Here is a 14,959-nt window from a genome sequence, read left to right as displayed (position 1 = left end):
CCCAAGATCGGGGCATGGATCAACGCACCTGGTCTGGACGCGCCGCATTTGCTTATCCGCTGTTGTATCACCCAAATGATACGGACATGCCCGTCAATCGGATCACGCAACCCGTCTCGACTGCTTCGTTTTCGGCCAGCAGAGATCTGCATGGCCCGGGTGCGTAGCGGCAAGCCCTGCGCCCGGGTCTAGGCGATCTCGAGGATCAGCGTCTGGCGATAGGGCCGGTCAGGCGTGCAGACAATCGCCGGAAATGCCGGGACATTCGGCGCATTCGGATAGCCCGAAGGCTCAATGCAGACCCCGGCATACGGCGCGAAAGGCGTGGACAGATGGGCGGCGGAATAGACCTGCGCCCCGGGCTGATCGGACCGAACCGTCATCGTCAGACCCGACGGAGCCGCAAGCGTGGCAACCGGCTGATCCAGCATGCCGCTGGTGCGGAACACGAAGAAATGATCAAGATCCTTGGCGGCCTGTCCAATCCGCCGGGACGACGAGAAATCCAGCCCGACCGATGCGGACTCGACGATCCCGCCGCCTGGAATCCCCTGATCGTCCAACTCCAGGTGACGATGCGACGCCAGTTGCAGGAGGTGTTCGGAAATGCCTTGGGCGGACCCCAATGTGTAGTAGTTGTGCTGCGCGATGCTGATCGGGGTCGGCCTGTCCGGCCAGGCCGAGATCAAATACGTCAAGCGTGGGCAATCCAACCGGACCTGCACCTCGAACCGAACGGCCCCCGGAAACCCACAGGTACCGTCGGGCGAGATATGCACCAGCACCGCCTCGCGTCGGGAAAGCCGCTCGACCTGCCAAGACTGTCGCGACAACCCGTCGGACCCGCCATGCAGCGTGTTTCGCCCTTCGTTGGCACTGAGCGCGTGTCGAGTGCCGTTCAACTCGAAGCCTGCCCCGCCAATCCGGTTGGCGACCCGCCCAACAATCGCACCCAGATAGAACGGGTCGTCCAGATATTGGGACGGGTCGTCATAGCCAAGGATCAGCGGTTGATCCTTGTACCACCACCCCTGCGTGATCGCGCCATGGCCCAGCATTGACACCCGCATGCTCCCATCCTGCAGGTGGACAACCGGAATTTCAGCCAAGCCCTTCCGATTTTTGTTCATCATCCGGCCAATGGCGCCAGCGCCTTGTAATACGCTCTGTATCGTCGATAGGCGCTGTCATAGGCTTCGGTCAAACCGCTCTGTGGTTCGATGACGGCGTCGATCTTTGGCGGTGTCATCACCGTTTCGGGTGTTGCGTCCCCGGCAGCGCACATGGCCAACCGCGCCGCACCCAGTGCTGCGCCAAACGCGCTGCCTTCAGGCAGGGCCAGCGGCACGTTCAACGAGGTTGAGATCGTCTGCAGCCAAAAGCGGGATCGCGCCCCACCACCCACGACAACCAATTGCGCCGGCTCGGTGCCCGTGGCCCTCAGTGCCTCTAGACAATCGCGCATCGCAAAACCGACCCCCTCCATCACGGCCTGCACCAGATCCGTCGACCCGGTTGCGATGTCGAGGCCCAAAAAAGCCCCGCGGATGGCGCTGTCATTGTGCGGGGTCCGCTCGCCAGAGAGATAGGGCAGAAAAGTCACCGGTGACGGCCCACAAGGCTCAGCAGCCAGCGCCCCGGCCAGCACCTCGACCGGTTGACCCAGATTGCTTGACAGCCAGTTCAAGCTGTTGGTCGCAGAAAGAATGACGCCCATCTGTATCCAACGCCGGGGGACCGCGTGGCAAAAACAATGAACCGCCGTCTCAGGCGCCGGTGCATAGCTGTTCCGGGCCATCAGAAGCACACCCGAAGTGCCAAGAGACAGAAACCCGGACCCTTCGTCGATGCTGCCGATCCCGCAGGCTGCGGCTGCATTGTCGCCTGCACCTCCGGCGACGACGACCGGGCCAGACAGCCCGAATTCGCGGCACAGATCCTGCCGCAGCTCGCCGCCGGGTTCGGTGCCTTCGACCAGACGGGGAATCTGGTCGGACCGCATGTGGCCCAGCTCGAGCGCCAAGTCCGACCAGTCCCGCGCGCCGACGTTCAGCCAGGACGTTCCCGCGCTGTCGGACAGGTCACTGACATAATCTCCAGTCAACCAGAACCGCAGATAATCCTTCGGCAGCAACACCATGGCCGTACGGGCAAACAGGTCGGGTTCATGGGTGCGGACCCATTCGAGTTTGGGCGCTGTAAAACCGGGAAACACGATATTGCCCGTGGTCTGGCGCATCCCAGGGCTTTCGTCCAGCGCTTTGGCCTCTTGCGCCGACCGTGTGTCGTTCCACAGGATGCATGGCCGCAGCACTGCACCATCCCGGTCCAGCAGCGTCGCGCCGTGCATGTGCCCGCTCAACCCGATCGCTCGTACGGCGTCCCAAGACCGCCCGCCGGCGTCCCGAAGCCGGCCCATGACGGTCCTGCAGGCCTTGATCCAGTCCTGCGGGTTTTGTTCAGACCAGCCCGGATTCGGGGTGGATGTGGCAACCCCGGCCTCGGCTTCCGCAACAACCTGCCCGGCCCCGTCCACAAGAATGCCCCTGAGACCCGATGTCCCCAGATCCAGACCCAGATACATATGATGTGGCCCCGCCCGTCCAGTTAGCGAGCGCAAATTGTTTCTTGAGCCGCAAGAATGTCAACACTGAACACCGCCCCTCGGGATGATCCAATTGGATTGTTGGTGAACGACCGGCCTTTGGACTGAAGTTGTCCCACCTTTTCGGACAACTTGGCAGCCTTTCCGAGGTGTATGCGCTTTGTCGCTAAAACCGGGTGAAGGGTAGACTTCCCCTTTCCCCGAACGGATTTACACCATGGCCCGTATGACCGGAGTGGCAAGCGCGGTGTAGCGGTGAGCACGGCGAAGCGGACCTGGATGTCCGCGACCTGCCCGTCGAAGCCCCTTTCCATGAGGCGTTGGCCCATCAGTTTCACGCAATGCATCTTGGGCTCGACGCGGCTTTGGCGGTGATATCCGCTCTTTCCATTGCCGGCAGGCGCACCCGCAGGATACTGCCAAGAGGGGTCGCCAAAGCACGCGACCCGGGGATCGTGACGCGTTGGCCGCTTCTTTTCGGGCGATGCCCCGGCGCTGGCAGGCTTCCACGGGCTGGCTTTCGTGCGCCGCGGGTCGGATTGCCGTTCTGTGCCCCGTCGCTGGTCAACGCCGCGATGGCGTTCATGACCTGTGCCGCATGGTCGGGGTTGGCCGCCGCCGGGTGCGGGTAGACAAAACGGCCGCTGTCATTGTCGAAAAAACGCCCCGAAGCCTCGGCGAATTCGTCCGACAGCGCCGCGCGGCGCAGGGTGTCGGCGCCGATGGCCAGGTCGTTGCCGACCACGCCAAAGCCTTCGCGCACCATTTTCGACGCCAGCAGCGAACCGGGATTGACCGCAACGAAAACCGGCCGCTGCGGATGCGCCCGTGCCATCTCCTGCGACCAGATGGTGAAGACCAGCTTGCTTTGTGCATAGGCCTCCATGTCCGAAAGCGGCCGCTTGCCGCGCATCGCCCCCACGTCCACCGGCGCCTGCGCGGCCGATGATAGGTTCACCACACGGCCCCCGGCCAGGATGATCGGCAAGAGCCTTCGGGTCAGAAGATGGGGCGCCAGCGTGTTGACTACGAAACGCACGTCCAGCTCCTTGGGCGTCAGCGGCTGCGGGGTCTTGTAGACACCAGCATTGTTGATCAGCACACCCAGCCGGTCATGGCGGACGCGCACGGCCTCGGCCAGCGCGGCGGCCCCGTCGAGGCGGGACAGATCGGCACGGAAGGTTTCAGACGCCCCGCCCACCGCCCGCGCGGCGGCGGCGCGCTTTTCGGAGCAGCACGCGGTGGCCGTCCGGGACGTCGATTTCGTCTACACCGATGTATGGGTGTCCATGGGCGAGTCGGATGAGGTTTGGTCACAGCGTATGAAACTGCTGCACCCGTACCAGGTGAACGTCGCCCTCATGGCCAAGACCCGAAATCCGCAAGCGCGTTTCGTGCACTGCCTGCCGGCTTTTCACAATGCCGAATCCTCGGTCGGTGCAGAAATCCAGAGCAAATTCAGGCTGGACGCAATGGAAGTAACCGAGGAGGTGCTCGAAGGCCCGGCCTCGATCGTTTTCGACCAGGCCGAAAACCGGCTGCACTCCATCAAGGCCGTTCTGGTCGCCACTCTGGGGGCCAAAGATGCTGGTTGCCGCGGCCTTGGGCGGGAACGCGTTGTTGCGGAGGGGCCAGCCGCTGACCGCGGAGGTTCAGCGCGCCAACGTGCGTCGGGCGGCCAAGGCGTTGGCGGACATCGTCGGGGCCGGGCATCGGCTGGTGATCACGCGTGGCGACGGCCCGCAAGTTGGGTTGCTGGCGCTTCAAGGGGCAGCCAGCGGACCGGATGGCGCATTCCCTCTGGACGTTTTGGGGGCCGAAACCGAAGGCATGATCGGCTACATGATCGAACAGGAGCTGGAAAACGCGCTGGCCCATGTGCACCCGGTGGCGAACCTTCTGACCTAGGTTCTGGTCGACCGCAACGATCCGGCTTTTCGCAAACCGACCAAGTTCGTCGGCCCAGTCTATGACCGCGCCGAAGCCCAGGCGCGCGCCCGCGCAGCTGGTTGAACCATAGCGCAGGACGGGGACAAATGGCGGCGCGTCGTACCCTCGCCCCGCCCAGTCGAGATTCCAGATTTGCGGGTTCTGAACCTGTTGTTGGACCAGGGCGTGATCACGATCTGCGCAGGCGGCAGCGGCATACTCGTCATCCGCAAGGATGACAGCAGCCTGATCGGAATCGAAGCGGTGATCGACAAGGATGCGGCCAGCGCCCTGCTGGCGCGTCAATTGCGGGCGGACGCATTGTTGTTGCTGACGGATGTCGACGCGGTCTATCATGATTTCAGAACCGGCGCGGCCAGGCCGGTTCCAAGACTGACGCCCGACGAGGCGCGCGCATTGGATGCCCCCGCCGGTTCCATGGGGCCCAAGCTGGCAGCGGCGGCGGATTTTGCCCAATCCGGCGATCTCAGCGCGATCGGACGGCTAGAAGATGCGCTAGCGCTTCTGGCCGGCAGGGCCGGGACCCGGATCGTTTCCAAGGAACTACCATGACCCAATCCGCCGATCTTCAAAACCGTGCCACCGGCCAAATCGTCGCAATCCGCGGCGGTGTGGTCGAGGCGGCATTTCCAGACCCCATACCCCGCGTCAAGGAATTGCTTTACGCCGGAAGGATCCCGCTCGAAGTGGAGTCGCTGGCAGAAGGCGGCGTGGTGCGGACAATCGCCTTGGCCCCGGTTCACGGGCTGGGGCTGGGTATGCCGGTGCGCGCAACCGGCGCAACGATTACAGTGCCGGTGGGGGATGCGGTTCTGGGCAGAATGTTGGATGTATTCGGCCGACCGCTGGACGGGTTGCCGGAACCGGCGACCGACTTGACCCGACCCGTTCACCGCCCGCCGCCTGCCCTAGCAGATCGCACCGTTCGGGCCGAAGTCCTGGAAACGGGCATCAAGGTGATCGACCTGTTGTCCCCGATCGAGCGGGGCGGCAAGACCGGCCTGTTCGGCGGTGCCGGTGTCGGAAAAACGGTACTTATCACCGAATTGATCAACAACACGGTCCAAAGCCACGAGGGCGTCAGCCTGTTCTGCGGAATCGGCGAACGCTCGCGAGAAGCCGAAGAACTTTACCGGGAAATGGGCGCTGCCGGCGTGCGGGACAAAACCGTGATGCTGTTCGGCCAGATGAACGAAGCCCCCGGCGTGCGGTTTCTTGTCGGCAACACCGCCTTGACGATGGCCGAGTATTTCCGCGACGACGCGCACAGGGACGTTCTGCTGCTGATCGACAATATCTTTCGTTTCGTGCAGGCCGGATCAGAGGTTTCGGGCATGCTGGGCCGGATGCCGTCCAGCGTGGGCTACCAGCCGACGCTTGCTACTGAACTGGCGGCACTGCAAGAGCGTATCGCCTCGACCAGACGTGGGGCGATCACCTCGATTCAGGCGGTTTATGTGCCGGCCGACGACTTTACCGACCCGGCCGCAGCGCACATCTTTTCGCACCTCTCCGCCTCGGTCGTGCTGTCGCGAAAACGCGCCAGCGAGGGGCTGTATCCGGCGGTGGATCCGCTGGCCTCAACCTCGGTCATGTTGTCTGCATCGGTCGTGGGCCAGCGCCACTATGATGTTGCGCGCGCCGTGCGCAGGACGCTGGCCGAGTACGAGGAACTGCGCGACATCATCGCGATGCTGGGACTTGAGGAACTGTCTGCAGCGGATCGAACCACAGTCGCCCGCGCCCGCAGACTGGAGCGGTTTCTGACCCAGCCGTTCTTTACCACCCATGCATTTACAGGCACCCAGGGTCGGCGCGTGACGATCGACCAGACGCTGGACGGGTGCGAGGCGATCCTGAACCAGGATCGGTTCGATCTGCCGGAAAGCGCCTACTACATGATTGGTGCGCTGGACGAAGTGAAGGAGCAGGCCGCATGACGATGGCCCGCGACATGCATGTGACGCTGAGGCTCCCGACCCGAACACTGTTCGACGGCAAAGCCACCGCCTTGACCGCCGTCGCGCCCAATGGCAGCTTTGGCCTGCTTCCCAACCATGTCGATTTCGTCACAGCGTTGGTACCATCGGTTCTGACCCTGAAAACCCCTGAAGGCGCTGAGTGTTTTTTTGGGATCGACGAGGGTGTATTGGTCAAGAAAGGCCATGATGTCAGCCTGGCGATCAGGCGCGGCGTGAAAGGGGACGATCTGGACAGTCTGCGCGCCACGATCAAGGCAACGTTTCTGCACATGGACGAGGACGAACGCGTCGCGCGCTCGGCATTGTCGGGGCTTGAGGCCAATCTGGTCCGTCGCTTCGCCGAATTCAGAAAGAACGCGCCATGACCCAGAAGACCGACAGATCCGCCGAAGAGATTTCCCGCCGGGCCGAACGCATGAAGGCCGCGCGCGACAACCCCGGACCTAGCCCGTTGCGCGGGATTGGAACCTTCGGAATGATCGGTTGGTCGATCGCGGTTCCAACTGTCGGCGGCGCATTGCTGGGGTTGTGGCTGGATCGGATCGCTCCACAGGATTTCTCGTGGACCCTGGCGCTGATCCTGGGAGGGGTGGCAATAGGTGGAATGATCGCATGGGCCTGGGTGAACAAGGAAGGAAGTGAGAAATGATCGATTGGAACTGGTTCAGTTTTCTGACTGGCTTCGCATCAGGAGCCGCTGTCGGGGTCTTGTACTTCGCAGGTTTGGCGATGAGTGTTCGCTTGGCGCTGCGTGCGGCGCGACCCACCGGCCTGCTGCTGATCGGTTCGGCACTTCGGATCGCGACGGTCCTGGGGTTCGGCTGGCTGGCCGCGCAGGCCGGGCCGGCACCCCTCGCCGGCTTTGCCTTGGCCTTTATGCTTGCACGAGTGACAGCGATTACACTGGCACGCCCGGCAAACGGAGCGGCCTGATGGAGCTGACACCGGACTCGATCATTGTTTTCACTGTCTGGGGCATCCCGATCAATGCCACCATCTTCAACACGTGGATCGTCATGGGGTTGTTGACGGGCCTGTCGGTCGTGGTCACACGAAACCTCCGACCAGACACGCCACCCAATCGCTGGCGCACGACGCTCGAGGTGATCATCCAGGGCATTCAGCATCAGATACAGGAAATCACCCGGCGCCCGCCCGGCAGCCTGATCTATTTCGTCAGCACCCTGTTTCTGTTCATTGCCACGTGCAACCTGTTCGAAGTCGTTCCGGGCTTTGACGCCCCTACCGCTTCGTTGTCCACGACCACGGCGCTGGCGCTGTCGGTGCTGATCGCCGTGCCCATGTTCGGCATTTCAAGGCGCGGTCTGCGTGGCTATCTGAAGACATATCTCGAGCCATCGCCCATCATGCTGCCCTTCAACATCATCGGAGAGATCTCGCATGGGGTGTCATTGGCGATCCGCCTCTATGGCAACATCATGAGCGGCGCGGTGATCGCCGTGATCCTACTGAGCGTGGCGCCGTTCTTCTTTCCCGTATTGATGGATCTGCTGGGCCTGCTGACCGGGCTGATCCAAGCCTACATCTTCGCAATTCTGGCCACCGTCTACATCTCGGCCGCGATTTCGGATTCCGATGAGACGCAAAACGAAAAGGAACAGACATGACCGACCTAGCAATCATCGCCGCGGTTTCGATCTTTACGGCGGGACTGACGGTTTCATTCGGCGCCATCGGTCCAGCATTGGGCGAAGGCCGTGCGGCAGCCCAGGCTCTGGCGGCGATCGCCCAGCAGCCCGATGCCGCCCCCACCCTGTCGCGCACACTTTTCGTCAGTCTGGCCATGATCGAATCCACCGCGATCTACTGTTTCGTCGTCGCGATGATCCTGATTTTCGCCAACCCGTTCTGGGACACCGCTCTGGAACTGGTTCGGACATCGGGTCAATAGAGCATGTCTGTCGATTGGCTGACCGTTGCGGCGCAGATCGCCAATTTCCTGGTTCTGCTGTGGTTGCTCAAACGGTTTCTCTATCGTCCAATCCTTGATGGCATCGACGCCCGCGAAAAGGAGATCTCGGATCGAATGTCGGAAGCCCATCGTCTGATGGAGGATGCCCGGGCGGAGATCTCGGCCTATGATGCCAAGTTGTCTGAACTGGAAAACAGCCAGGCCAGAATGGCGGAAGACCTGCGGCGCGAGGCCGCCCGCGAACGCGACGCCATGATTACCGAGGCCCGCCATCGGATCGATCAAGAGCGGCGTGATTTCGAAAAACATCTGGCGGTCGAGAAGCAAAGGTTCCTCCGTCAACTCAGCGAAACCGGTGCCCGGGTTCTGGTTCATCTGACGCGAAAAGCGCTGTCGGATCTTGCAGACGAGACTTTAGAAGAACGAATTGCGGCACACGCGGTGAAAAAGTTGCAGCCCATGGCCGACGAGATACGGAAGACGATCGCAGACGACAGGCCGGTCACCGTGACGACTCATTCAGCGCTGCCCGAAGGTTTGAGACAGAAAGTTTCTGACGACCTTCAGAAACTGGCGCCGGAAACCAAGTGTATTTTTGAGGTCGACTCCACCCAGCCCTTCGGGCTGGTCCTCAAGGTTGGAGCGACCAGCATCGAATGGACACTCGACAGTTATCTAGGTGAACTGGAGACGATTATGATCGAGGGACTACGCCAGACGCAGGCGGGCAAGGCTGCACAATGACCCAGACGCCCCCGGCTTTCCCGGCTTCCGAGCCGACCGTTTCGCTGGCCGACCAGCTTGTGGCGACCCTGCAAACGGTATCGCCTCGGCCCGTCGTTAGCGAGATCGGTCAGGTCGTCGAAGTCGGAGACGGCATTTCCGTTGTCCGCGGCATGAGCCACGCGCTGGCCAATGAGCTTTTGCAGTTCTCCTCGGGCGCAACGGGAATTGTTCTGGACCTGGAAACAGACCGCCTCGGGGTGGTTCTGTTTGGTGGTTCGGACAAGGTCTCGGTCGGTGAGGCCGTGCGCCGCACCCGCAGCGTGCTGACGGTTCCAGTGGGTTCCGCGCTTCTGGGTCGGGTGGTGGATGCGTTGGGTGCCCCGCTGGACGATGGCCCGCCGGTCGATTCCGATTTCAGATTGCCCGTCGAAGCGGATGCTCCGTCAATTCTTGACCGCGAGGCGGTCCGGCGGCCTTTGGCAACGGGCCTCAAGGTGATCGACGCCGCCGTCCCGATTGGCCTGGGGCAGCGCCAACTTATCATCGGGGATCGCCAGACCGGCAAGACCTCGATCGCCATCGACACGATCCTGAACCAGAAACAACACGGGGTGCTCTGCGTCTACTGCGCGATTGGACAACGCGGGGATGCGGTGGCCAAGGTCATCGGTGCGCTGAAAGATGGTGGCTCGATGGCGCACACGATCATCATTGCCGCCGGAGACGAAGATCCTCCCGGACTTGCTTATGTGGCCCCGTACACCGCCATGACCATGGCGCAACATTTCTCGGAGCAAGGGCATGATGTGCTGATCGTGATGGATGACCTGACCCATCATGCCCGCGCCTATCGCGAGCTTTCACTTTTGTTGCGCAGGCCGCCAGGCCGCGAAGCCTTTCCCGGCGACATTTTCTATTTGCATGCCCGTCTGCTGGAACGCGCAGGCAACTTTGCCGACACCGCGGGGGGCGGGTCGATCACGGTTCTGCCGGTCGTTGAAACGCAGGCCGAAAACCTGTCGGCCTACATTCCGACCAACCTGATTTCGATCACCGATGGCCAGATTTACTTGTCGCCACGCCAGGTCCGCAAGAATCAGTTTCCGGCCGTCGATCTGGGTATTTCAGTGTCCCGTGTTGGCGGCAAGGCACAGTCTGCCGCCTTTCGCGACGTGGCCGGAAATCTGCGGGTCACGCTGTCCCAGTTCGAAGAGCTCGAAGATTTCGTCCGTTTCGGAACGCGGCTTGACGACGCCACGCGCGCCCGGCTGGCCCGAGGCGCGGCTGTCCGCAGGGCCCTCAGACAACCCGAACGCGACCCGGTTTCGGTGTTGGAGCAGGTTGCAGTTCTTTTGGCGGCACTGGAGGGCGTGTACGATCATCTGACCGACCCGGAGGCATTTGCCGCGATGGACCGGCTGAGGCTGTTCCTGCGGCAATCGCCGCACGATCTGTCGAAACGCATCGCCATCGACCAACCGCTGAACGAGGCCGACCGAGCCGCGTTGCTGAATCTGGCGAGGCAAGCCTGTACATCAAAGGGGTCTTCGGATGCCGCAGACTCTTGAAACCCTGCTTCATAGGACCGAAACGCTGAGCAACATTCGTAGCATCGTCCATATCATGAAGACGTTGTCGGTTTTGAACTCGGCGCCTTATGAGCAGGCCGCAAAATCCATCGACGCCTACCACCGAACCGTCCTTGACGGAATCGCTGCCCTGTTGCACCGCACGGGTCGCATGGATCTGACATCGCCGCCCCAGCAGAACATGGCCATCGTCGTTTTCGGATCTGACCATGGTTTGTGTGGTGCCTACAACGAAAGGGTGGCTGCGGAGCTGGCCAGGCATCTCGCCCTTGGGGGGGATACTCAAGCCGCACCTTATATCTTGTGCATTGGCGCCCAGATGAACGACGCCCTGAATGGCTGGGGCATTCGGGCCGACGATGTCATGCTGACACCAGCTTCAACTGACGGAATCGGGCGGCTTGCCAGCGCCATCGTCGAGCGATTCGACCACATCATGCGACATGGCGAAGCGGACGGCCTTGCCGTGAAACTGGCCTATACACGGCGCAGTGACCATGGGCAGCAAGATCCCATAGTCGAGCATTTCATGCCGTTTTCCACCGAGATGATTGACCAATTGATGAAACGGCCATGGCAATCCCGCAGCCTGCCGACCTACACCATGCCACCGGACGATTTGTTTGCCGCCCTGATCCGCAGCCACATTTTTTCAGGCGTATTTCGCGCCTCGGCAGAAGCTTTGGTGACTGAAAACGCGACCCGCCTGGCGGCTATGCACCGGGCCGAACAATCCATCGGCGATCGGCTCGAAGAGCTGAAGGCGGATACCCGAACGCTTCGGCAGGCTGAGATCACCTCCGAGCTCATGGACGTGGTGATCGGCTTTGAGGCACGCAACCGAAAGCGGCGCAAGATACCGACCGATCCAGCTTGATGCGCAATAACGGAAGGCGAGGCACCTCGCCGGCCTATTTTCCCGGCTTCTGCATCCAGTTGACGAATCTTGCCCGCCATCGGAACACCCATTGTATCCAAAGTTGTGACCTTCAAACGGTCACACGGCCTTGTTTGCAAGGCTTTTCTTTGATTTCAAAGGGATAGTATGGTGCGGGTGGAGGGACTTGAACCCCCACGCCTTGCGGCGCCAGAACCTAAATCTGGTGCGTCTACCAATTTCGCCACACCCGCATGCCAGCACCTGCCGTGCCGGGCTTGTTGGGCTGATAACAAAGCTTCCCGGCAAGTGCGAGAGGGAATTTTTCGCATCGCGCCGAGCTTGGCCCGCGGCCGGGAAACCTGCGCGTCAGGCAGGGCCTGATTTTGGCCATCGTGCGCGGGATCGTGACCGTATCGCAAGAACCTCCATACGTTGTGCCGCAAGACAAAGGCATGTCAGGCGCTCTCTCGCCAGCCAACAAACGCCCGCGCCTGGGTTTACGTCGGGGCGAGCATTGCCGGGGCGACGAAGGCCTTCCGGGTGAATCCAAAAGTTGAAGACTTCTCGGAACCTTAGCTTCCTGCCGGGCCCTGCGCGCGTTCCCGCTCAAACCGTCTGGCGATCTTCCGGTTCGGCCGTGCCGGGGCGTCTCGGCCAATTTCGCAATTCTTCTATAAGTTGCAACACCTTACCAGAGGCTACCCACAATTGCGCCACATTTCAGGCGCTAAAAGAACGCAATCGCGCCCAACAAAGACCGCCTTGAAGGTAATTCTGTTCAGCAAGGAGTTAATGAGTCTTTTCGCCGCCCGGCAATTTACCAGTGTGTCTCGCAACTCCAGAACAAGGGTCTCAGCCGTGACCAAACACATGAGCTCATACGCCACCGAGGAAGACACCGTCTTTCTTGCCCGACAGAATTTTGCCGGCGAACTCAGAACTCTGAACCGGCGCTTTCCGAACACCGGATTCGGCATCGCCCTGCAGACCCAGGCGGGCGACGAATACCTGCTGGCCAACGCCCGCATGCCGCTTCCCACAGAAGGCGCGCGCGGGTTTCCGAGCGGCCGCCGCGTCGCGCGGTTGGAGAACGGGAACCGCTTCAGGTCCATCGAGATTCTGGCCGATGCCGAAAGCCTGAAGTCAGTCTCGCCCAGCACCGAGGCGGAGATTCTCGGCAATGCGCTGGAAATCATCGCCCGCATCGACAATTTCGGCGACTCGGTAGCCGCCCGCCCACAACCCGACGTCGCCGCAACAGGAACGGGAGGCTGAAAATGGCCCGAAACGACCACCTTCTGTCCGTAGGAAACGAGGCATTGGCACCGATGACCGAGGCCATGTCCGCGCTGACGACCCAGATCGACCAGCTGACAGAGGTGGCCGATGCGCGCTCGACCGCGCGCCTGTCCACGCTTCGGACCCGGCTCGAGAACTTCACCGCCAGCGTCACCTTCGTGGGTCAGGTCAAGGCCGGGAAATCCTCGATCGTGAACATTCTGGCAGGTCGCCCGAACCTGCTGCCGTCGGACGTGAACCCGTGGACCTCGGTGGTGACGACGCTGAACATCAACACCCGCGCGCCGGGTGACTACAAATCGAAATTCACCTTCTTCGAGCAGGAAGAATGGGACAATCTGATGGTGGGTGGCGGCCGTCTGGGCGAACTGGCCAACCGCGCCGGCGCCGATGACGAGATGGAGGACATCCGCCGTCAGATCGCCCAGATGAAGGCCAAGTCCGAAGAGCGGCTGGGCAAGCATTTCGACCTGATCCTGGGCCAGAGCCACCAGTACGACTATTTCGACGAGGAACTGGTCCAGCGCTATGTCTGCCTGGGCGACGAGGATGATCCCGACATCAATCCCAAGACTGGTCGCTTTGCCGACGTGACGAAATCGGCGGAACTGTACATGGACATTCCGCAATATCCGATCGCGCTGAAACTGTGCGACACGCCGGGCGTCAACGACACCTTCATGGTACGCGAGCAGGTCACCCTGCGCAGCCTGCGCGGGTCCGAGGTCTGCGTCGTCGTGCTGGCGGCCAGCCAAGCTCTGACGACGATGGACATGGCCTTGATGCGGATCATCGCCCAGTTCGAGAACCGCCAGATCATCCTGTTCGTCAACCGCATCGACGAACTGACCGACCCGGTCAGCCAGGTGCCCGAGATCCGCGACCGGATTCTGGACACGCTGAAACAGAACGGCGTCGACACCAATACCAGCGTCGTGTTCGGCAGCGCCCTGTGGGCCGAGGCCGCCCTGACCGGCAATCCTGACATTCTGACCGAGGATTCGCGCCGGGCGCTGAACACGTTCTATCTGGCCGCAGGCTTTGGCGATCAGGCGGCCTCGCTGGACAAGATCTGGGCGCTGTCGGGACTGCCCGATCTGCTGCTGGCCATGAACGAACGCATCGCCGAAGGCGCGGGCCACCGCCTGCTTGACCGGGTGCGCCACCGTGCACGCAACATCGCCAGCCAGATTCAGGCGACGTCGGTGGCCAAATCCCTGTCGGACAGTGACGGGCTGGCGCGCGACCTGGATGGCGTCGCGCCCGAAGAGGCGATCGCCAAGCTGAGCGAGGACTACGAACAGAGGGCCGCCGAGCTGACCACGAAACTGCGCGACAAGGTGCTGGAACGGCTGGCCTCGGCCGAGGCGAATTTCGTCAAACGCGCCACCGACTCGCTGATCGCCCATCTGGAACAGAACGGCGAGCAGGGCACCTGGCAATATGACCCGGCCGGCCTGCGCACCCTGCAGAAGGCGGCCTATTTCAGCTTTGCCCGGTCGATGCGCAAAGAGGCTGGCGCGCTGTATTCCGCCGCTGCCGCAGATGTCGAGGCGCTGTACCACAAGATTCTGGGCAACCACTTGGGCGAATTCAACATCGAGGCCCCGATCGTGCCGCGCGTGCCGCCCCCATTGGGCATCGGGCGCACCATCGCGCTGGATCTTCAAAGCACCTGGTGGCGCAGGTGGTGGCAACGGCGCAAGGGGTTCGAAGCCTACGCCGCCGATTATACCCGCCTGATTGCGTCCGAGGCGAACTCGATCACCAAGGACCTGGAAGAGACCCAGATCGCTGCGGTTCTGGAAAACGTCCGGGCGACGCTGACCGATTTCATGCGCGAGCAGAAGGAAACCCTGCTGAGCATCTCGCCATCCGCGACCAAGGGCGAGAATCCCAACGCCGCCCTGCTGGCCGGAATCGAGCCGAAAAAGTCCCGCGATGAAATCCTGGGCGACATCCTCAAGAACCTCAGCAACGAAGCAGCGTAAGAAA

15 protein-coding genes, 1 tRNA gene and 3 pseudogenes are annotated in these 14,959 nt (G+C 61.9%); 14 read left to right on the top strand and 5 right to left on the bottom strand.

Translation table 11 applies throughout. The annotated features are described in order from the left end of the window. Window positions 1–188: 188 nt before the first annotated feature. The 4 genes and pseudogenes from AC2FMD_RS08620 to AC2FMD_RS08605 all read right to left on the bottom strand — a co-directional run. Window positions 189–1,130, bottom strand: coding sequence for an aldose epimerase family protein (locus tag AC2FMD_RS08620; RefSeq protein ID WP_496794927.1), 942 nt, complete (start codon window positions 1,128–1,130; stop codon window positions 189–191). Beyond that, complete coding sequence (xylB, locus tag AC2FMD_RS08615; RefSeq protein ID WP_496742567.1) at window positions 1,130–2,584, bottom strand: xylulokinase; 1,455 nt, start codon at window positions 2,582–2,584, stop codon at window positions 1,130–1,132. The genes AC2FMD_RS08620 and xylB overlap by 1 nt, the downstream gene beginning before the upstream one ends. Before the next feature lie 231 nt (window positions 2,585–2,815). Then, window positions 2,816–3,138, bottom strand: a pseudogene (locus AC2FMD_RS08610) (hypothetical protein); the annotation flags it as partial. Between the two features lie 287 nt (window positions 3,139–3,425). Beyond that, a pseudogene (locus AC2FMD_RS08605) lies at window positions 3,426–3,806 on the bottom strand (SDR family NAD(P)-dependent oxidoreductase); the annotation flags it as partial. A 40-nt stretch (window positions 3,807–3,846) separates the two neighbouring features. Here AC2FMD_RS08605 and AC2FMD_RS08600 point away from each other — a divergent pair. The 12 genes and pseudogenes from AC2FMD_RS08600 to AC2FMD_RS08545 all read left to right on the top strand — a co-directional run. Further along, window positions 3,847–4,113, top strand: a pseudogene (locus AC2FMD_RS08600) (ornithine carbamoyltransferase); the annotation flags it as partial. Window positions 4,114–4,189: 76 nt separating this feature from the next. Beyond that, window positions 4,190–4,513, top strand: a complete 324-nt coding sequence (locus AC2FMD_RS08595; RefSeq protein WP_496742570.1) for a hypothetical protein — start codon at window positions 4,190–4,192, stop codon at window positions 4,511–4,513. A 108-nt stretch (window positions 4,514–4,621) separates the two neighbouring features. After that, a complete protein-coding gene (locus AC2FMD_RS08590; protein WP_496794948.1) occupies window positions 4,622–5,107 on the top strand; it encodes an amino acid kinase family protein in 486 nt (161 codons plus the stop codon). Beyond that, the gene (atpD, locus tag AC2FMD_RS08585) at window positions 5,104–6,495 is read left to right on the top strand and encodes a F0F1 ATP synthase subunit beta (protein WP_496794926.1); all 1,392 of its coding nucleotides are present in this window, start codon (window positions 5,104–5,106) and stop codon (window positions 6,493–6,495) included. Before AC2FMD_RS08590 ends, atpD begins: the two co-directional genes overlap by 4 nt. Continuing rightward, window positions 6,492–6,902, top strand: a complete 411-nt coding sequence (locus AC2FMD_RS08580; protein ID WP_496685439.1) for an ATPase — start codon at window positions 6,492–6,494, stop codon at window positions 6,900–6,902. Before atpD ends, AC2FMD_RS08580 begins: the two co-directional genes overlap by 4 nt. Then, window positions 6,899–7,186 (top strand): AtpZ/AtpI family protein, encoded by a 288-nt coding sequence (locus AC2FMD_RS08575; RefSeq protein WP_496682697.1) that lies wholly within the window; start codon window positions 6,899–6,901, stop codon window positions 7,184–7,186. The genes AC2FMD_RS08580 and AC2FMD_RS08575 overlap by 4 nt, the downstream gene beginning before the upstream one ends. Further along, complete coding sequence (locus AC2FMD_RS08570; protein WP_496794925.1) at window positions 7,183–7,470, top strand: N-ATPase subunit AtpR; 288 nt, start codon at window positions 7,183–7,185, stop codon at window positions 7,468–7,470. Before AC2FMD_RS08575 ends, AC2FMD_RS08570 begins: the two co-directional genes overlap by 4 nt. Continuing rightward, window positions 7,470–8,165: a F0F1 ATP synthase subunit A gene (locus AC2FMD_RS08565; RefSeq protein ID WP_496682703.1), complete on the top strand. Its 696-nt coding sequence runs from the start codon at window positions 7,470–7,472 to the stop codon at window positions 8,163–8,165. Before AC2FMD_RS08570 ends, AC2FMD_RS08565 begins: the two co-directional genes overlap by 1 nt. Then, window positions 8,162–8,449 carry a F0F1 ATP synthase subunit C gene (locus AC2FMD_RS08560; RefSeq protein ID WP_490362510.1) on the top strand — a complete coding sequence of 96 codons (288 nt, stop codon included), beginning with the start codon at window positions 8,162–8,164 and terminating at the stop codon, window positions 8,447–8,449. Before AC2FMD_RS08565 ends, AC2FMD_RS08560 begins: the two co-directional genes overlap by 4 nt. Window positions 8,450–8,452: 3 nt before the next feature. After that, entirely contained in the window at window positions 8,453–9,214 is a 762-nt protein-coding gene (locus AC2FMD_RS08555) for a F0F1 ATP synthase subunit B family protein (protein WP_496794924.1), read from the top strand. Next, a complete protein-coding gene (locus AC2FMD_RS08550; protein ID WP_496794923.1) occupies window positions 9,211–10,764 on the top strand; it encodes a F0F1 ATP synthase subunit alpha in 1,554 nt (517 codons plus the stop codon). The genes AC2FMD_RS08555 and AC2FMD_RS08550 overlap by 4 nt, the downstream gene beginning before the upstream one ends. Then, on the top strand, window positions 10,748–11,662 hold the full coding sequence (locus AC2FMD_RS08545; RefSeq protein WP_496682715.1) for a F0F1 ATP synthase subunit gamma: 915 nt from the start codon (window positions 10,748–10,750) through the stop codon (window positions 11,660–11,662). The genes AC2FMD_RS08550 and AC2FMD_RS08545 overlap by 17 nt, the downstream gene beginning before the upstream one ends. A 169-nt stretch (window positions 11,663–11,831) precedes the next feature. On the opposite strand, the gene AC2FMD_RS08540 is transcribed toward AC2FMD_RS08545, so the two are convergent. Further along, a tRNA-Leu gene (locus tag AC2FMD_RS08540) sits at window positions 11,832–11,916 on the bottom strand. 511 nt (window positions 11,917–12,427) lie between these two features. Here AC2FMD_RS08540 and AC2FMD_RS08535 point away from each other — a divergent pair. Both AC2FMD_RS08535 and AC2FMD_RS08530 read left to right on the top strand, forming a co-directional pair. Continuing rightward, the gene (locus AC2FMD_RS08535) at window positions 12,428–12,940 is read left to right on the top strand and encodes a hypothetical protein (RefSeq protein WP_496713022.1); all 513 of its coding nucleotides are present in this window, start codon (window positions 12,428–12,430) and stop codon (window positions 12,938–12,940) included. Between the two features lie 2 nt (window positions 12,941–12,942). Beyond that, window positions 12,943–14,955 (top strand): dynamin family protein, encoded by a 2,013-nt coding sequence (locus AC2FMD_RS08530; protein ID WP_496742645.1) that lies wholly within the window; start codon window positions 12,943–12,945, stop codon window positions 14,953–14,955. Window positions 14,956–14,959 lie beyond the last annotated feature (4 nt).

Source organism: Ruegeria sp. BHSC276 (genome assembly GCF_059612945.1).
The sequence above is the reverse complement of the archived record's forward strand: the minus strand, read 5'-3'. Positions and strand labels throughout refer to the sequence as shown.